Below are 16,762 nucleotides of genomic sequence, written 5' to 3'. Positions count from 1 at the left end.
GGCATGGCGCTGCGCATGAGTACCGCCATCACCGCCAGCGACACGAGCGGCCGCAGCCTGCGCCGGCCCGAGTTCATCGCGCTGATGGCTGCGGTGATGAGCCTTGGCGCGCTGGCAATCGATGGAATGCTGCCCGCGCTGGAACAGATCGCCCAAGGGTTCGGGGTGACCGATCCCAACGAACGCCAGCTGGTGGTGGGCATTTACCTGCTGGCGAACGGCGTCGGTTGCCTGATTCCCGGCGCGCTGGCCGATCGCTTTGGGCGGCGGCGCGTGCTGTTCGGGGTGCTGGGCTGTTATGTCGTGACCGCGTTGCTATGTGCGCTTGCGCCGAGTTTCGATGCTCTGCTGGGCCTGCGCGCTTTGCAAGGGTTCGGCGCGGCGGGACTGGGCGTGCTGCCCGCCGCGATCATCCGCGACCGGTTCGAAGGCGATACGATGGCGCGGCTGCTGTCGACCATCTTCATCGTCTTCATGGTCGTGCCGGTGCTCGCGCCCAGCGTGGGGCAGGCGGTGCTGACCTTCGCAACATGGCATTATGTGTTCGTGGTGATCGCAGCTCTGGCATTGCTCGTGCTGGTGTGGGCGTGGGCGCGTCTGCCCGAAACCATGCACCCGGAAGACCGGCAGGCACTCGACTTTACCCATGCGCTGCACAATCTGCTGCTGACGTTCCGCACCCGCGCGGCGATCGGCTATGTGCTGGGGAGCGGGCTGACCTTCGGGGCTGTGTTCGGCTACATCAATTCCGCGCAGCAGCTGGTGGGTGAGCACTTCGGCGCGGGTGACATGTTTCCGGTGATCTTCGGCGTCACCGCATCGACGCTGGCGCTGTCGAGCTTCCTCAATTCGCGGATCGTCGAACGGTTCGGCGCGCGCCGGGTTTCGCACACGGCGCTGGTCGCCTTCGTGGTCGTATCGGTGATGCAGGTCTATGCGTCGCTGACGCAGGGTGGCAATTTGTGGCTGTTCGTGCCGCTGATGTCGGCGAACCTTTGCCTGCTCGGCTTCACCGGCGCCAATTTCAGCTCGATCGCGATGCAGCCGTTCGAACGTGCCGCCGGTTCCGCGTCGAGCGCGCAATCCTTTGTTCGCATGATCCTGGGTGCAGGAACGGGGATCGTGATCGGCCAGTTCTATGACGGCAGCGCAAGGCCGTTGGCTTTCGCGCTGTTGCTATGCAGCCTGGTGACGCTCGCGCTGGTGCTGTTCAGCGAACACGGCAAGCTGTTCACCCGTCCGGGCACGGCGCGCAAGATTCCCTCCATGAGCCAGTTTCACTAAGCCTCGCTGCCGAGCCTGCGCCACGCCAGCTGGGCAAATTCGCACAGTAGTGGGCGGGTATCGCGCGGGTCGATGATGTCCTCGACATTGAAGCGTTCGGCGCTGCGGAAGGGCGAGGTGACCTTGGCCAGCCGATCGCGGATCGCTTCGAGTTCGGCGGCGGGATCGTCCGCTGCTTCGAGGTCGGACTTGTAGGCGACTTCCAGCCCACCCGCGATCGGCAGGCTGCCCCAGTCGCCCGAAGGCCAGCAATAACGGTACTGATAGGTTTCAGCGTTACTCATCGCGCTACCCGCAATGCCATAGGCGCGGCGCAGCACGACGGACGCCAGCGGCACACTCGCCTTGTAGATCGCATTCATCGCCTGCACGCCATAGCGGATCGTGCCTGCCATTTCCGCCTCGCGACCGATCATGAAGCCGGGATTGTCGACCAGATGGACGATGGGCAGGCGAAACAGATCGGCCAGCTTCACGAACCGCTCGACCTTTTCCGATGTCTTGGCATCCCAGCTCCCACCGAGATAGCTCGGGTCGCTGGCGAGCACCATTACCGGCCAGCCATCGAGGCGGGCGAGGGCGGTGATGCAGGTGCGGCCCCACATCCGCCCGATCTCGAACACGGTGCCGGAATCAAACACCATCTCCAGACAGCGGCGCATTGAATAGACCTGTTTCGGATCGCGCGGGACGAGGCTCAGCAGATCTTCCTCGCGCCGGTCGACCGGATCGATGCTGGCGGTGCGGCGCGCGGGCTGCCCGGCGTATTCGGGCATGAAGGAGAGGAAATGACGCGCGCGGGCGAAGGCTTCGGCCTCGGATCCCACCTCGTCATCGACCACGCCGTTGCGGGTATGGATGGCGCTGCCGCCGAGATCTTCCTTGGCCTGGCTGTGGTCGTCCGAGCCCTTGTAGGCATCGCCCAGCCCGTCGACCACGGCGGGACCGGCGGCAAAGATCTGGCTGAGGCCCTTGACCATGACCGAATAATGGCTGGCGATGGCACGCGCCGCGCCGAGCCCCGCGGTCGGCCCCAGCGCGAGCGCGACGACCGGCACGGTATCGAGGTTTTTCACTACATCCGACCATCCGGGGACGGCGGGAATGTAGGTTGCGCCGATCATTTCGAGCGTCTTGACCGAGCCGCCGCCGCCAGTGCCGTCGATCATGCGGATGATGGGCAACCGCAGCTCGTGTGCCATCTTTTCCGCCTGCACCATTTTGCGGCTGATCCCGGCATCCGCCGCGCCCCCGCGAATGGTGAAATCGTCGGCGGTGGCGACCACGGGTCGCCCGTTGATCAGGGCCTTGCCGAAAAGGAAGGGGGCGGGCAGGACTGACGCGATATTGCCGTCATCGTCATAGGAGCCTTTCCCAGCGATCTTGCCGATCTCGCGGAAACTGCCGGGATCGACCAGCGCGGCAAGCCTTGCGCGCGCATCCATCTTGCCGCGTCCATGCTGGCGAGCGACCTTGTCGGTGCCGCCCATCTGCTCGGCGAGTTGTTCGCGTGCGCGCAGTTCATCGAGTTCTTTTGCCCAGCTCATAGCTGACCCATAACCAAGCCGTCGTCCCAGCGAAAGCTGGGACCGCTGTCGGTGTCGCGCTGAGTCGATGGCGATCCCAGCTTTCGCTGGGATGACGCCTATTCGTGGGAAACAGGCTCCACCACGGCGAGCACCGCCTCGACCTGCACCTGTCCGCCTGTCTCGGCGGACAGTTCGGTGACGGTCCCGTCGAACGGCGCGGTGAGCGCGTGCTCCATCTTCATCGCCTCGAGCACCATCAACCGCTGGCCAGCGGTGACGCTGTCGCCCTCGGCCACATCGACCGCGATGACCTTGCCCGGCATGGGGGCGATGATGGCGCCATCGTGGGCCTGCGCCCCAGAGTCCGCAGGAGATCGCAGGGTGACGCGATGCGGGCTGCCAGCGGCGAACAGGATGAGATCGCCCGTGTCGCGTACCAGATTGTCCGTGATCGTCTTGCTGTGCGCCCAAGATGGGAAGTTGGTGTCCGGAAGCACGACGTCCCTGGCAATGCCGTCGACAAAAATGGTGGCACTATTCCGCCGAGCTGCATTAAGCCGAAAACCCTGTGGTCCCAAGCTGCCTTGATCTGGTTCTGCCTCCCTTTGCAATAAGCCTAGCGCCATGGCCGCATCGTCGTCGGGGAGGGAAAGCGGTTGAGCAAGGTTGTCGCCAACCTCGCCGATGAACGCGGTCGTCACTTCGCCAGCAAGGAAGGGTTCTTCTTGCAAAAGACGAGACAGAAATGCCGCATTCGTGCGGATTGGCCAAACCTCTACCTTGCCGCAAACTTCCGCAAGACGCTTGACCGCCGCAACTCGATCGATGGCGGATACTACCAGTTTCGCGATCATCGGATCATAGTAGGGCGATACTTCCGAGCCTTGCTCGACACCGGTTTCGATCCGCAAGGGGGCGGGGGCTTCCGCACCGAACTCGAGCCCCTCAAAGCCGCCGTTTTCTATATATCTGAACATGGCGAATGGGGTGGGTAAATCAGTATCCAAGTGAAGGTGATCCAACCGCCCCGTACTCGGCAGAAACCCCTTTGCCGGATCCTCAGCATAAAGCCGAGCCTCTATGGCATGGCCGTTGATGCTCAGCTCCTCCTGCTTCAGCGGAATCGGCTCACCGCTCGCAACGCGAAGCTGCCACTCCACCAGGTCGACCTTGGTGATCTCCTCGGTCACCGGATGTTCGACCTGAAGCCGCGTGTTCATCTCCATGAAAAAGATGCGGTCGGCGCGCAGGCCTTCGCTGGCATCGGCAATGAATTCGATCGTGCCTGCGCCCTCGTAACCGACTGCCTTGGCCGCGCGCACGGCGGCGGCGCAGAGCTGTTCGCGGGTGTCCTCGCCCATGCCGGGGGCAGGGGCTTCCTCGATCACCTTCTGGTGGCGGCGCTGGAGCGAGCAGTCGCGCTCGAACAAATGGACGACATTGCCATGGCTGTCTCCGAACACCTGCACCTCGATATGGCGGGGGCTGGTGATCCATTTTTCCAGCAGCACCTCGTCGTTGGAAAAGCTGGCCTTGGCCTCGCGCTTGCAGCTTTCGAGCGAGGAGAGGAAATCTTCGGGCGCATCGACCTTGCGCATGCCCTTGCCGCCGCCGCCCGCGACCGCCTTGATCAGCACGGGATAGCCGATCGCATCGGCCTCCTGCTTCAGCCGTTCGGGGCTCTGGTCGTCACCATCATAGCCCGGCGTCACGGGCACACCCGCCTCGCGCATCAGCTTCTTGGCGGCATCCTTCAGCCCCATCGCCTCGATGCTCGAAGGCTTCGGTCCGACCCAGATCAGACCGGCATCGATCACCGCTTGCGCAAACCCTGCGTTCTCGCTGAGAAACCCATAGCCGGGATGGATCGCCTCGGCACCGGTCTGTTTCGCGGCGGCGATGATCTTTTCGCCCACCAGATAGCTCTCGGCAGCGGGCGAGGGGCCGATATGCACCGCCTCGTCGGCCGAGCGGACATGCAGCGCCTTGGCATCGGCATCGGAATAGACAGCGACCGTCGCAATCCCCATTTCCCGCGCAGTGCGGATGATGCGGCAGGCAATCTCGCCACGGTTGGCGATGAGAAGCTTGGATATCATGGATGCTGCGCTAGCCCGCACTGGCCAGCGCTTCAAGCTACCACCCGGCAACCGGCCTGAAATCGTGGCGTGTCCAGTCGATCGGTTCGGCGGGCGCTTCGGGCTTGTTGCGCAAAGCTTCGCGCAAAGCACGCGCGACGTGAACGAGCTTTTCGCGCCGCGTGACGACAATCCGCCGGTCCCACGCCTGCGCCGCGGCGGCGAGCACCTTGTGCCCGATATCGGTGTAGATCCGCGCGGCGGCAAGCACCGCCCAGCGCTGGCGAAAAGCGAGCCGCGCCGCGCCGAGCCTGGAGGCTGCCGCATAACGCTCCATCAGCGCGATCATGCGCGGCATCAGCGTCGCGAGCTTTTCGCGGTTTTGCGGCCAGGCCAGCCCGCCGGGCGGCAGGTCCAGCTCGACCAGCCAGTCGGTGGGAATATAACAGCGCCCGTTGGCGTCATCTTCGATCACGTCGCGCGCGATATTGGCGAGTTGAAACGCCAGCCCCAGATCGCAGGCACGGTCTAGCGTGTCGCCATCATCGCCGGGAACGCCCATGATCTTGGCCATGGCAATGCCCACCGCGCCCGCGACGTGGTAGCAATAGCGCATCAGGTCGCCCTCGGTCCGCGGACGCCATTCGGCCACGTCCAGCGCGAAACCGGCAATGATATCCTCTGCCATGTCCGGGGTCAGCCCACATTCCTCAGCCAGCAGGCCCAGCCCGTCGAAAGCCGGATCGGCGGTCGGCTGACGTTCGAACGCGCGGCGGGTCAACACGCGGATGGCTTGCAGCCGGTCCTCGGCATTCTTGAGCAGCTCGGCATCGATATGGTCGTTTTCGGCCAGCGGATGTCCTGCGTGCTGCGCGTCGACAATATCGTCGCACCGGCGGCACCAGGCGTAGAATAGCCAGCACCTCTCGCGCGTCCGGCGGTCGAAGAGGCGACTGGCGGCGGCGAAGGAGTGCGATCCCTCGCTTATCGCCGCTTTCGCACTTGCGACCAGCGCCGTGCGCTCGCGCCCACCGCCCGCGCGGACGGGCGTGCTGCGGATGAAGCGCGAAGGGGCAAGGGAGCGCGTGTTGGTCAGAGGTCGTCCGCTGTCATTGCAAAGATCGGTGTGTGCGGGCGATGGCTAGCCATCAATTCCAACAATTCGCTTAACGTGTCCGCTGCGATCAGGATATTCTGATGGGCGGGCCGCACGAAGCCGACCTCGGCCATGTGGCGGTTGAAAACGATCAGATGGTCGTAGAAGCCGAAAGCGTTGAGCAGGCCGACCGGCTTGCTGTGATAGCCCAACTGCGCCCAGCTCATTGCCTCCCACAATTCGTCCATCGTTCCCACGCCGCCCGGGATGGTGAGGAAACCATCGCACAGATCGGTGAAGGTCTGCTTGCGTTCGTGCATCCCGCCGACCTTGATCAGCTGCGTGCAATCGGTGTTGGCCACTTCCGCGCTGGCGAGCGCGTCTGGGATCACGCCGATCACCTCGCCCCCTGCGGCAAGCGCGGAGGATGCGACCGCCCCCATCAGCCCGAGCCTTCCGCCGCCGTAGACGATACCGATCCCGCGCTCTGCCAGAGAGCGGCCCACTTCGCGGGCAAATTCCATGTAACGCGGATCTGCGGGGGTGGCGGACCCGCAATAGACGGCAATACGCTTCATCGTGACTGACAAATCCTTTTGTAGACAATCCGCTCGAACAGAGTGGCAGGCTTGGCCAGTTCATGCGGTGTGGGGGTGAAGGAGCTGGGTGAAGGGCTGCCGTCCGGCGAATAGGCGCGCGCGTACAGCACCGCCAATTGACCCGTGGCGCAATCGGCCTGCACCCTGACATCGGCGGCGTAGAGGTTGACCGCTGCGGTGCTGACGCTGTTATCGAGCGACACCATGCCTTCACGCAAAGTGCGATCGAACTGCTTGGTAATGCTCAGGCTGTCGCGGTCGAGCAGGATGCGATTGTGGGCCTGCGTTTCGTGCAGCAGCACCATATCCCGCGCCCCAGCGGGGGCGGCGAGGAATGCGGCCATTATCGCAGCGGCACAGGCAGTGGCGAGGGGGCTCATCACGCCAGGTCCTCCATCATCAGCGCGGCGGTGGCCTTGGCGCTGCCGACCACGCCGGGAATGCCTGCGCCCGGATGCGTACCTGCACCGACGAGGTAGAGGTTTTCGATCACGTCGTCGCGATTGTGTGCACGGAAATAGGCGCTCTGCGTCAGGATCGGTTCGAGGCTGAACGCGCTGCCCAGGTGCGCGCTGAGATCATGTGCGAAATCGCGCGGGGCATAGTGGAACTTGGTCACGATGCGGTCCTTGAGGCCGGGGATCAGTCGCCGCTCGATCTCCTCCAGGATGCGCTGTTCGAGCAGCGGACCGATCTGTTCCCAATCGATTGCCAGCTTGCCCATGTGGGCGACGGGGACGAGCGCATAGAAGGTGCTCATGCCTTCGGGCGCGACGCTGGGGTCGGTCACAGTGGGGTGGTGGAGGTAGATCGAGAAATCCGCTGGCAGCACGCCGCGATCGTAAATGTCTTCCAGCAGGCCCTTGTAGCGTGGCCCGAACAGGATCGAGTGATGGGGTATGCCGGGCCATGCTCCCTCCACCCCGAAATGGACCACGAACAGGCCGGGCGAAAACCGTTTCTTGGCAAGGCTGCGCGCGTATTTGTCGCCGCGCTTGGTGTGGCCCAGAAGCTGTCGATAGGTGTGCATCAGGTCGCCATTGCTGGCGACCGCATCGAACCGTTCTTTCCAGCCCGAGGCGGTTTCCACCTCGCTCGCGCGCGTTCCGAAAGTATGGATGCAGGTCACCGGATCGTGCATCCGCACCGTGCCGCCGATCCGTTCGAAATGGGTGACCATCGCGGCGACGAGGCGGTTGGTGCCGCCCTTTGCCCACCACACGCCGCCGTCCTTTTCCAGCTTGTGGATCAGCGCATAGATCGCGCTGGTGGTCATCGGATTGCCGCCGACCAGTAACGTGTGAAAGCTGAACGCCTCGCGCAGCTTCTCGTTCTCGACGTAATGGCTCACCATCGAATAGACGCTGCGCCATGCCTGCTTCGTCATCAGCGCGGGCGCGGCCTTCAGCATCGATTTGAAATCGAGGAAGGGCACATGGCCCAATTTGACATAGCCCTCCTCGTAGACCCCGGCGGAGTATTCGAGGAAGCGCTGGTAACCGGCGACATCGGCGGGGTTGAGGCGGGCGATTTCGGTGAACAGCCGGTTTTCGTCGTTGGAATAATCGAATTGCGTGCCGTCAGGCCAGCTCAGGCGATAGAAGGGGGTGACTTCCATCAGCTCGATATCGTCAGACATCGTATGGCCGGTCAGCGCCCACAGCTCGCGAAGGCAATCGGGGTCGGTGATGACCGTCGGCCCGCCATCGAAGGTGAACCCGTCCCGCTCCCAGAAATAGCCGCGCCCGCCAGGCTTGTCGCGCGCTTCGATCAGCGTGGTCGCGATCCCGGCAGATTGCAGCCGGATTGCCAGTGCAAGCCCGCCAAATCCCGCGCCGATCACGCAGGCAGTCTTGCCGGTCGAAGCGATCGGTTCGCCCTGCGCATCGAAAGCAGGGGCAATGGTGAAATCGGGCGGTGTAGCGGTGGTCACTGTGCGTCCTCTTGAACGAGTGGTGCCCCTTTGCCAAGCATCGCGGCGATTGCCCGATGGATCGGTACCGGCGGCTTGCCGCTCAGGATACGCAGTCGATCCCGCCCGGTCGAACATCCGGCATAGAACCGTTCGATCAGCGGTTCGGGCAGGCGATAGAACCGTTCGAAAATGCGATAGCGGTGTTCAGGCTCTGCGGCTTCGAACAGCATCTTGCCCAGCAGGCGATAGAACTGCGTGGCGTGCCAGTGCTGAGCTGCGCGCTGGTCCATCAGCCCGGCCAGCGCGCAACCGGGCAATTGGGCCGCCTCGGCAATGGCCAGCGCGTTGGCGGCGGCGAATGGCAGGGTGTAGCTGGTGAGGGGATGGGTGAACAGGCCGCGGGCGCCCGCCAGTGCCACGCCCGATGTGCTCACCTCACCGCGATAAGCGGGAAAATCGCCGCCGGTGAGGACGGGCAGCACGCCGTGCTCTTCGCCTAAGATCTCGCCATCCCAGCGGCGCGCGGTGCAATAGGCCGCGATCCTGTCGCCCAGCGCGGCGCGGTCGAGCTCCGGCTGGTTGGCGTAATAGGTGTCTTCGACGAAGATATCGTGCGGGGACAGCGGCAGCGAATAGACGAAACGATAGGCCCCGTGCTGCGGCAGGTCAGCATCCATGATGATGGGGCGGTCTAGCCCGTGCTGCTGCGCAGTCCTGATGTGGCGCCCCACGAAGAGCTGCCAACCGCCGGTGAGCGTGCGTGATGGTGGGAAATCCCGGCAATCGATCACTGCGCGCGCGGTGATTCGCTGACCATCGCCAAGCGTTACCCCTTGCGCGTCGAGCCGGGTGACGGGCGCGTCGCAGCGGATGGCATCATCCGGTAGCAGGCGGCGCAGCGTCGAATCGAAATCCGTGCTGGCGAGCGAGCGGTAGGGCGCGCTCAGCTCGCGCCGGTGGCCGGGGAAGATGACCTGCGTGCCCAATGGCCAGCTGGTGGTGCTAAACTCCGCCAGCAGCTCGGCTTCGGGTTGCAGCAGGTCACTGTCGAACCAGCTCCAGCGGTGGGTCCCCCCCAGATGTGCACCCGCCTCGAACAGCCTCAACCTCAATCCAGGATGCGCCCGATGGATCGCCAGCGCGGCAAGGCCACCTGCCAGCCCGCCGCCCACGATGGCGATATCGCAGGCGGTAGCAGTGTCGGAAGGGTTGCCGTTCGTCACGCTGCTGTGAGTAGGGCGATGTGGCTTGCGTTACAATGAAGTGCGTGCGCAAGCTATGCGGCACATATCTTCAGGAACCGGCGGGAGGCTTGTTTCGTTCAGAATGTAAACAAGGGGTATTTCAAGACATGTCGTTTCGATCTGCAGTGGCTCTGGCCGCATTTCTCGGCGCGTTTTCGCTTGGCGGCCCGCTCGCCGCGCAGGACCGCACCGAAACCACACCGCCGCCCGTCGCCAGCGGGGCGGCATCCGATGCCGCCACTGCCGGAGACGCTCTCCGAAACAGCGTGTATAACGGCAATTGGATCAGCATCGGTGTGGGTGCGATCCTGTCGCCATCCTATACCGGCTCGAACGATTACGACGTGACGCCCGTCCCGGTTATCCAGGGACGAGTTGCGGGAATCGGGATCAACCCCCGGCCCGCGGGTCTGGCGCTGAACTTTCTGCCATCTTCGGACGGCAAGCCATCGCTGTCGCTGGGCATCGCGGCACGGCTCGACCGCAACCGCTCCAGCCGGATCAAGGACCGGGTGGTTGAACAATATGGCGAACTGGACACCGGGGTCGAAGTCGGTCCCACGGTCGGGGTGCGCTTTCCCGGCGTGCTCAACCCTTATGACAGCCTCTCGGTCAACGTCGATGTCCTGTGGGACGTGGCGGGCGCGTCCAAGGGCATGATCGTCAATCCCTCGGTCAGCTATTTCACGCCGGTCAGCCGGGGCGCTGCGGTGTCGCTGTCGCTTTCGGCGCGACATGTTAACGACCGATTCGCGGATTATTACTATTCGGTCCCGACCGCCCCGGCCGGTGTGCCGGTGGCGGACCAGCTACCGGTGTTCAACGCGCAGGGCGGGTTCGACAAGCTGTCAGCCACGCTGTTTGGTGCGATCGACCTCGACGGTAATCTGGCGAACGGCGGCTGGGCGGTTTTCGCGATCGGCGGTTATTCGCGTTTGCAGGGTTCGGCCGCCGATACGCCGTTCACCAGCATCCGCGGCAGCGCGAACCAGTGGACCGCAGGGCTGGGGATTGGCTATACTTTTTAGAGCGGGTGGACGACTGTCTCGCCCGCAAGTGTCCGCTATTGAGGTTTTCGACCAGCGGGTTCGATGACCGAAATGTTGGGGGGAGCTGACGCATTCTATGTGCGTTGCGTTCGTCATCGGTTTGCTTCATTCAATCGAGCCTAATGGCTAGCGACATTCGCCTTTCAAAACGACTTTCTTATTGGCTCCGACACAAGCCGGATGATGGCAATCTCACCGTTGATCCGGCTGGTTGGGTCGATGTCGATGAAGTTCTGGCTGCACTGGAGCGAATTGGTGTGCCTGGAGGCAGGCGAGCCGTTGAAGATGTTGTTGCGGAGAGCGACAAGAACCGCTTCGAGTTGTCGGGTGATGGAAAGCTGATACGGGCAAGACAAGGTCATACGATTCCCGTGAGTTTGAACTGGCCCGTAACGGAACCACCAGAAATTTTGTTTCATGGCACCGTCGAGCGTTTTGTTGCGTCCATTTTTTCCCAAGGTTTGAAGCCGATGGGCCGACATCACGTTCATCTTTCAAGCGACGTCGGTACAGCTCGGACGGTAGGCGCGAGACGCGGGAAGCCCATTGTTCTGCGAGTTTTGGCTGGGCGACTGTCTGCTCAAGGTCAGGAGTTTCGCATTTCGGGAAATGGAGTTTGGCTAACTGACCATGTCGCGCCAGCGTACATAACGCTCGATTGAGGCGAACGTGCGCAATGTTGTCGTGCCCGGAACGACAGGTTTAGGATGAAGCAGAGCCATAGGTGCCCTTCAAAAGCATCGAGGTTCACTGTCCGTCGTCAGGACATTTCGCATAACTCGAGGCATAGGATCTCCCCTGATCGCCGACGACCATCATTTCCGCCAAGCGCAGAATATGGTCGTCGGTTTTCGTTCGAACGTTGGCCAATTGCTTGTGCCAGTTGCTTACTGGCTTAAGACAAAGCTCGATGTGACGCCTTCATCCTGAGCGGAAGGCGCGATCCACACGATGAATTCGCCCGGTTCGACGGTGGGCTTGTTGTCCAGACCGATGTATTCCAACTGGGCCCGGGTGAGGGTGAACTTCACCGTTTTGCTGCCCCCGGGTTCGAGTGCAATTTTATGAAAGCCCTTTAACTCGCGAACCGGTGGGGTGATGGTGGCAACCTTGTCGTGGACGTAGAGCTGGACGACTTCCTCGATCGCGCGCTTGCCCGCATTGGTGATCTTGGCGCTGATCTCGATAGTGCCGTTCCACGGCAGAGTTCCGCTGCCCACGGATATGTCCGAATACTCGGGCTTGCCATAGGTCAGGCCGTGACCGAACGGGAACGGCGCGGAATTGGGAACCTCGCGATATTGCGCCTTGTACGGCAGGCGTGGCCCCGGCGGCTGCGGGCGACCGGTACTTTTATGATCGTAGTAATAGGGTTCCTGCCCTGTGCGATAGGGCCAGCTCATCGGCAGGCGACCGGCTGGCGATTGGGCGCCATAGACGATGTCGGCGATTGCATTGCCGCTCTCGGTGCCGAGGAACCACGTCACGAGAATGGCGGGCGCATCGCGTACCGCGCCGTGCAGCGCCAAGGCGCGACCACTGCGCAGGACAACGACCAGCGGTTTGCCGGTCTTGGCAATCGCCTCAGCCAAAGCCTGTTGCGCTTCGGGTACGATAATCCGCGTGCGCGACTGCGCTTCGCCGGACATGTTCTCGGATTCGCCGATCGACAGCACCACGACATCGGCAGCTTTCGCTGCTGCCACGGCAGCATCCACACCGCCCTCGATTGCATCGGTGATACCCGACCCTTCGACCACGGTGATATTGCCACCCGCATTGCGCATGCCCGTCGCCAGGTCGACCGCCTGCTTGTCGCTGCCATATACGCACCAGCCACCTATCAAATCGTGCTGACCTGACGCGAAGGGGCCGATCAGGGCGACTTTTGCCGATTTGGGCAGCGGGAGCAGATCGCCATCGTTCTTGAGCATGACGATCGACTTGCGACCGGATTCGCGAGCAAGGGCAAGGGTTGCGGGCAGCATGGAGCGTTTGCGCTCACGCTCCGGGTCGATCCGGCGGAACGGATCGTCGAACAGGCCGACCATCGCCTTGACTGCGAGAACGCGGCGGACCGAGGCATCGACCACCGATTGCGGAACCGTGCCTTCACGCACCAGATCGGGCATGTGGAGCATATAGAGATCGCTCGCCATGCTCATGTCGACCCCGGCCATGATAGCCAAGCGTGCGGCGTCCTTGCCATCCTTGGCCACGCCATGCGCGATCAGTTCCTCATCGCCAGTATAGTCGGAAACGACCATGCCGGGGAACTTCCATTCGTCCCGCAGCAGGTCCGTCAGCAGCCAATGGTTTGCGTGCGAAGGTACACCGTTGATATCGTTGAACGAGGCCATGATGGTCTCGGCCCCGGCATCGATCGCCGCGCGGAAAGGGGGGAGATAAACTTCGCGCAGCGTTCGCATGGAAATGTCGACTGAATTGTAATCGAGGCCCGCCTCTACCGCGCCATAGGCGGCAAAGTGCTTGGCGCAGGCGAGCATGGCGTCGTCGCGCTTGAGGTCTGTGCCCTGAAAGCCGCGGGTACGCGCGGCAGCGAAAATCTCGCCGGTCAGCACATCCTCGCCTGCACCCTCCATGACCCGGCCCCAGCGCTGATCGCGCGCGATGTCGACCATGGGAGCAAAAGTCCAATCGATCCCGGCGCCTGCTGCCTCGAACGCGGCGGCGCGGGCGGTGCGCTCTGCCAGCGTCGGCTCGAAACTGGCTGCCTCACCAACGGGGATAGGGAAGATCGTGCGATGGCCATGAATGATGTCGGCTGCGAAGATGAGCGGGATCTTGAGACGCGAATGCTTCATCACGGCGGCCTGCATCCGCTGCGCCATGACCGCACCATTGCCGTTGAAGACACCGGTCAGCTTGCCGGCGACAGCATCGGCGATCTGGGCATCGAAGTTCTGACCATTGCCTGGCGGATTGAGCTGTGCGGCCAGACTGCCGCCCCAGGCGGACGGCATGAGGGTCAGCTGCCCAGCTTTTTCCTCCAGCGTCATGCGTGCCAGCAAATCATCGATGAAGCGGCTGTCGGCCAGCTTGGAAGCAGCCTTGACTGCCGCGCGAACGGGGCTCGCCGCCCAGGCCGACATGACCCCCATCGCCATGAGCGCGCTGCGACGCGAAATCCGCAGATCCGTCATTTTCTCTCCCGTTTGCTGACCATTATATGTGTTGGACGTCGAATCGATACGACCGTTGACGCGTCATGTAACCGGTTACATAAAGAAGGCTGGCGCCTGTGGCAATGATCCGGATACACAGCTATCTTCGTATTTTCATCTCTCGTGGAGTACCAACCGAGTGGCCAATTCGTCGGCAACGATTCGCGACGTGGCAAAACTGGCGGAACTTTCGGTGGCATCGGTGTCGCGTGTGCTCAATGGGCACGGAAATGTCCATGCCGACACGCGAAAACGCGTGTTGAAAGCAATGGATACGCTCGGTTATGTCCCCAATGCTGCGGCCCGCAGCCTGAGCACCGCCCGTTCTCACGCGATTGGGATCGTCCTTCCGGACCTTCACGGCGAATTCTTCAGCGAGCTGGTGCGCGGGATGGATATGGCCGCCAGCGATGCCAATTACATGATGCTGCTGTCCACGATGCACGCCGATCGCGAACGGGCGATACAGGCACTTTCGGCGATGCGCGGGCGGATCGACGGCGCAATCGTGATGGCGCCGCAACTCTCACCCGAGGATCTGCGGCGCGCTTTGCCAGCCGGTTCGCCAGCCGTGTTGGTCAACAGCCCGGAGGAAGATGGCCAGCACCACAATCTGAGGATCGACAATCGCGGTGGAGTGACATTGATGGTCCGCCACCTCCTTGCCAGCGGGCGCAAGCGGATCGTGCATTTGGCGGGTGTTGCGGAAAATCTAGACGCGGTAGAGCGCAAGCAGGCGTTCTGCGACACGATGAAGGCGCTGGCCCCGGAACTTCCCGTTCGTGTGCTGGATGGCGACTTCACCGATACCGGTGCGGAACTGCTGGTTCAGCAACTGCTGGCGTCGGGGGAGGAATTCGACGCGATCTTCGCCGCAAACGACATGATGGCGCTTGGCGCGCTGAAGGTACTCCGCACGATCGGAATCAGCGTCCCCGGTCAGGTCGCCGTGGCAGGCTTCGACGATATTCCCTTGGCGAGCTTCCTCGACCTCACGACGATGCGGATCGAAATCAGCGATTTTGGGAAACGAGCGGTCGAGCGACTGGTGGCGGAGCTGAGCAACGATGCCCCTCCGGCCACACTCGAGCGCGTCACCCCTACCTTGATCACGAGGGCAACCACCGCGAGCGGATGACGGCTCGCACGAAAGGAGAGAGATGACTGTGACCACTGATCGTCGCGGACTGGTCTGCGGCGCGGCTATTGGGCTGTCCGCACTGAGCACGGGTGGCGCGGTGTGGGCGCGATCGTCCGATACGTTCAAACCTGTGGGCACGGGTGCAAAGACCTTGCCGCCGTTTTTCACTGATCTGGAGCGCAGGACGTTCAACTTCTTCTGGGAACGAGCCAGTGACAAGGGCCTTGTCCCCGACCGCTGGCCCAGCAAGTCATCCTGCAGTATCGCAGCGATCGGTTTTGGGATCACCGCCTGGATCATCGGTGCGGAGCGAGGTTGGGTCACGCGCGAGCAAGTCCGCGACAGAGTGCTTGCAACCCTGCGCTTCCTTGCGAATCTGCCGATGGGCGAGGGGCCGATCGGGTTCGCTGGCTATCGCGGCTTCTTCTATCACTTCCTCGACATGGAAACCGGGCTGCGTGTCGGCCATACGGAGCTATCGACGGTCGATACGGCGCTGATGCACATGGGCATCCTCCACGCGGCGAGCTGGTTCGATCGCGGCGACCCGCGCGAAGCCGAACTTCGCAAGCTGGCCCATGAGCTGGTCGACCGTGCCGAGTGGGACTGGTTCCAGCGTGACAACCTTGCCATCCCGATGGGCTGGCATCCCGAGACCGGATTCATCGAGCGCAACTGGGACGGTTATAACGAAGGCAAGCTGGTCTATGTTCTGGCTCTTGGGTCGGGCAAACACCCTGTCAAACCCGGCAGTTGGGAGGCGTGGACCAGACCCTATCCCGAGTTCTGGCGCGGGGAGGGCAAGCTCCGCAGGCTCGCCTTCGCTCCAATGTTCGGGCATCAGTATTCTGAAATGTGGATCGATTTTCGCGGGATCTACGACGCGCCGATGCGCAAGGCCGGCTTCGATTATTTCGAGAACAGCCGCCGCGCAACATTGGCACAGCACGCCTATGCCATCGCCAATCCGATGGGCTGGCATGGATATGATGAACATATCTGGGGCCTGACGGCCTGCGATGGTCCCGGTGGTTTTCACCTCCAGCTCGATCATCACCAGGCGAATTATCGCGGCTATTCGGCGCGCGGCCCAATCTCGGAACCCGACGGCTTCGACGACGGCACGATTGCGCCGACCGCCATGCTCGGGTCGGTTGCGTTTGCTCCGGAAATCTGTGTCCCATCCGCTATCGTGATGCATGAACGGCACGGCGAACGGCTCTATGGCCAATATGGTTTCCGGGATTCCTTCAATCCCAGCTTCACCTACATGGATGAAAAGCAGAACTCCGGCACAGTCGATCCGAAAACAGGATGGGTTGCTAACGATTGGCTCGGCATCGATCAGGGCCCGATTATCGGGATGCTGGCCAATTATCGCAGCGAAAGCGTGTGGCGTGCGATGCACCGCAGCGCCAACATCGTGCGAGGCCTGAAACGAGCAGGGTTCATCGGCGGCTGGTTGGAACAGGCTCGCTGAGGCAGAAGAAAAGGCCCGGTCGCGCTTGGCGGCCGGGCCTTTCTCCTAATCTGCGATTCCGCGTCAGGCTTGTGCAGGACGTCTGGCGAAGATGCCGAAGCCAGCGATGATGGCGTAGCAGATGGCGGGCAGGGTGAGCGCGAAGGCGTAGCTGGTGTGGTC

The 16,762-nt window shown here is 62.7% G+C and carries 13 protein-coding genes; 5 read left to right on the top strand and 8 right to left on the bottom strand.

Annotated elements, in window-relative coordinates:
• Positions 1–15 precede the first annotated feature (15 nt).
• Entirely contained in the window at positions 16–1,284 is a 1,269-nt protein-coding gene (locus tag GRI58_RS02480) for a multidrug effflux MFS transporter (RefSeq protein WP_237452049.1), read from the top strand.
• Here the strand turns inward: GRI58_RS02480 and GRI58_RS02475 are convergent.
• The 7 genes from GRI58_RS02475 to crtY form a co-directional block, all read right to left on the bottom strand.
• On the bottom strand, positions 1,281–2,831 hold the full coding sequence (locus GRI58_RS02475; RefSeq protein ID WP_160751999.1) for an acyl-CoA carboxylase subunit beta: 1,551 nt from the start codon (positions 2,829–2,831) through the stop codon (positions 1,281–1,283). The two genes, GRI58_RS02480 and GRI58_RS02475, sit on opposite strands and share 4 nt — an antisense overlap.
• A gap of 98 nt (positions 2,832–2,929) precedes the next feature.
• Positions 2,930–4,912, bottom strand: coding sequence for an acetyl/propionyl/methylcrotonyl-CoA carboxylase subunit alpha (locus GRI58_RS02470; RefSeq protein WP_160751998.1), 1,983 nt, complete (start codon positions 4,910–4,912; stop codon positions 2,930–2,932).
• Between the two features lie 37 nt (positions 4,913–4,949).
• Entirely contained in the window at positions 4,950–5,879 is a 930-nt protein-coding gene (locus tag GRI58_RS02465; RefSeq protein ID WP_337190878.1) for a phytoene/squalene synthase family protein, read from the bottom strand.
• Positions 5,880–5,983: 104 nt separating this feature from the next.
• Positions 5,984–6,565 (bottom strand): LOG family protein, encoded by a 582-nt coding sequence (locus tag GRI58_RS02460; RefSeq protein ID WP_160751997.1) that lies wholly within the window; start codon positions 6,563–6,565, stop codon positions 5,984–5,986.
• On the bottom strand, positions 6,562–6,966 hold the full coding sequence (locus GRI58_RS02455) for a hypothetical protein (RefSeq protein ID WP_160751996.1): 405 nt from the start codon (positions 6,964–6,966) through the stop codon (positions 6,562–6,564). The genes GRI58_RS02460 and GRI58_RS02455 overlap by 4 nt, the downstream gene beginning before the upstream one ends.
• Positions 6,966–8,456, bottom strand: a complete 1,491-nt coding sequence (locus tag GRI58_RS02450; protein ID WP_160752382.1) for a phytoene desaturase family protein — start codon at positions 8,454–8,456, stop codon at positions 6,966–6,968. The genes GRI58_RS02455 and GRI58_RS02450 overlap by 1 nt, the downstream gene beginning before the upstream one ends.
• Before the next feature lie 59 nt (positions 8,457–8,515).
• Positions 8,516–9,724 (bottom strand): lycopene beta-cyclase CrtY, encoded by a 1,209-nt coding sequence (gene crtY / locus GRI58_RS02445; protein WP_160751995.1) that lies wholly within the window; start codon positions 9,722–9,724, stop codon positions 8,516–8,518.
• 128 nt (positions 9,725–9,852) lie between these two features.
• On the opposite strand from crtY, the gene GRI58_RS02440 reads away from it, so the two are divergent.
• A complete protein-coding gene (locus GRI58_RS02440; protein WP_160751994.1) occupies positions 9,853–10,773 on the top strand; it encodes a MipA/OmpV family protein in 921 nt (306 codons plus the stop codon).
• A gap of 143 nt (positions 10,774–10,916) precedes the next feature.
• On the top strand, positions 10,917–11,456 hold the full coding sequence (locus GRI58_RS15895) for an RNA 2'-phosphotransferase (RefSeq protein WP_160751993.1): 540 nt from the start codon (positions 10,917–10,919) through the stop codon (positions 11,454–11,456).
• Positions 11,457–11,681: 225 nt separating this feature from the next.
• Here GRI58_RS15895 and GRI58_RS02430 read toward each other — a convergent pair whose 3' ends face one another.
• Positions 11,682–13,958 (bottom strand): glycoside hydrolase family 3 N-terminal domain-containing protein, encoded by a 2,277-nt coding sequence (locus GRI58_RS02430; protein WP_160751992.1) that lies wholly within the window; start codon positions 13,956–13,958, stop codon positions 11,682–11,684.
• 160 nt (positions 13,959–14,118) lie between these two features.
• Here GRI58_RS02430 and GRI58_RS02425 point away from each other — a divergent pair, with 160 nt between their 5' ends.
• Together GRI58_RS02425 and GRI58_RS02420 are read left to right on the top strand one after the other, a co-directional pair.
• Positions 14,119–15,117, top strand: coding sequence for a LacI family DNA-binding transcriptional regulator (locus tag GRI58_RS02425; RefSeq protein WP_337190864.1), 999 nt, complete (start codon positions 14,119–14,121; stop codon positions 15,115–15,117).
• Between the two features lie 22 nt (positions 15,118–15,139).
• Positions 15,140–16,600, top strand: coding sequence for a glucoamylase family protein (locus tag GRI58_RS02420; RefSeq protein ID WP_160751991.1), 1,461 nt, complete (start codon positions 15,140–15,142; stop codon positions 16,598–16,600).
• The last annotated feature ends 162 nt before the right edge of the window (positions 16,601–16,762 follow it).

Origin of the sequence: Qipengyuania algicida, assembly GCF_009828025.1 — a bacterium.
Taxonomy (GTDB): Bacteria; Pseudomonadota; Alphaproteobacteria; order Sphingomonadales; family Sphingomonadaceae; genus Qipengyuania; species Qipengyuania algicida.
This window is presented reverse-complemented; position numbering and strand designations above follow the sequence as displayed.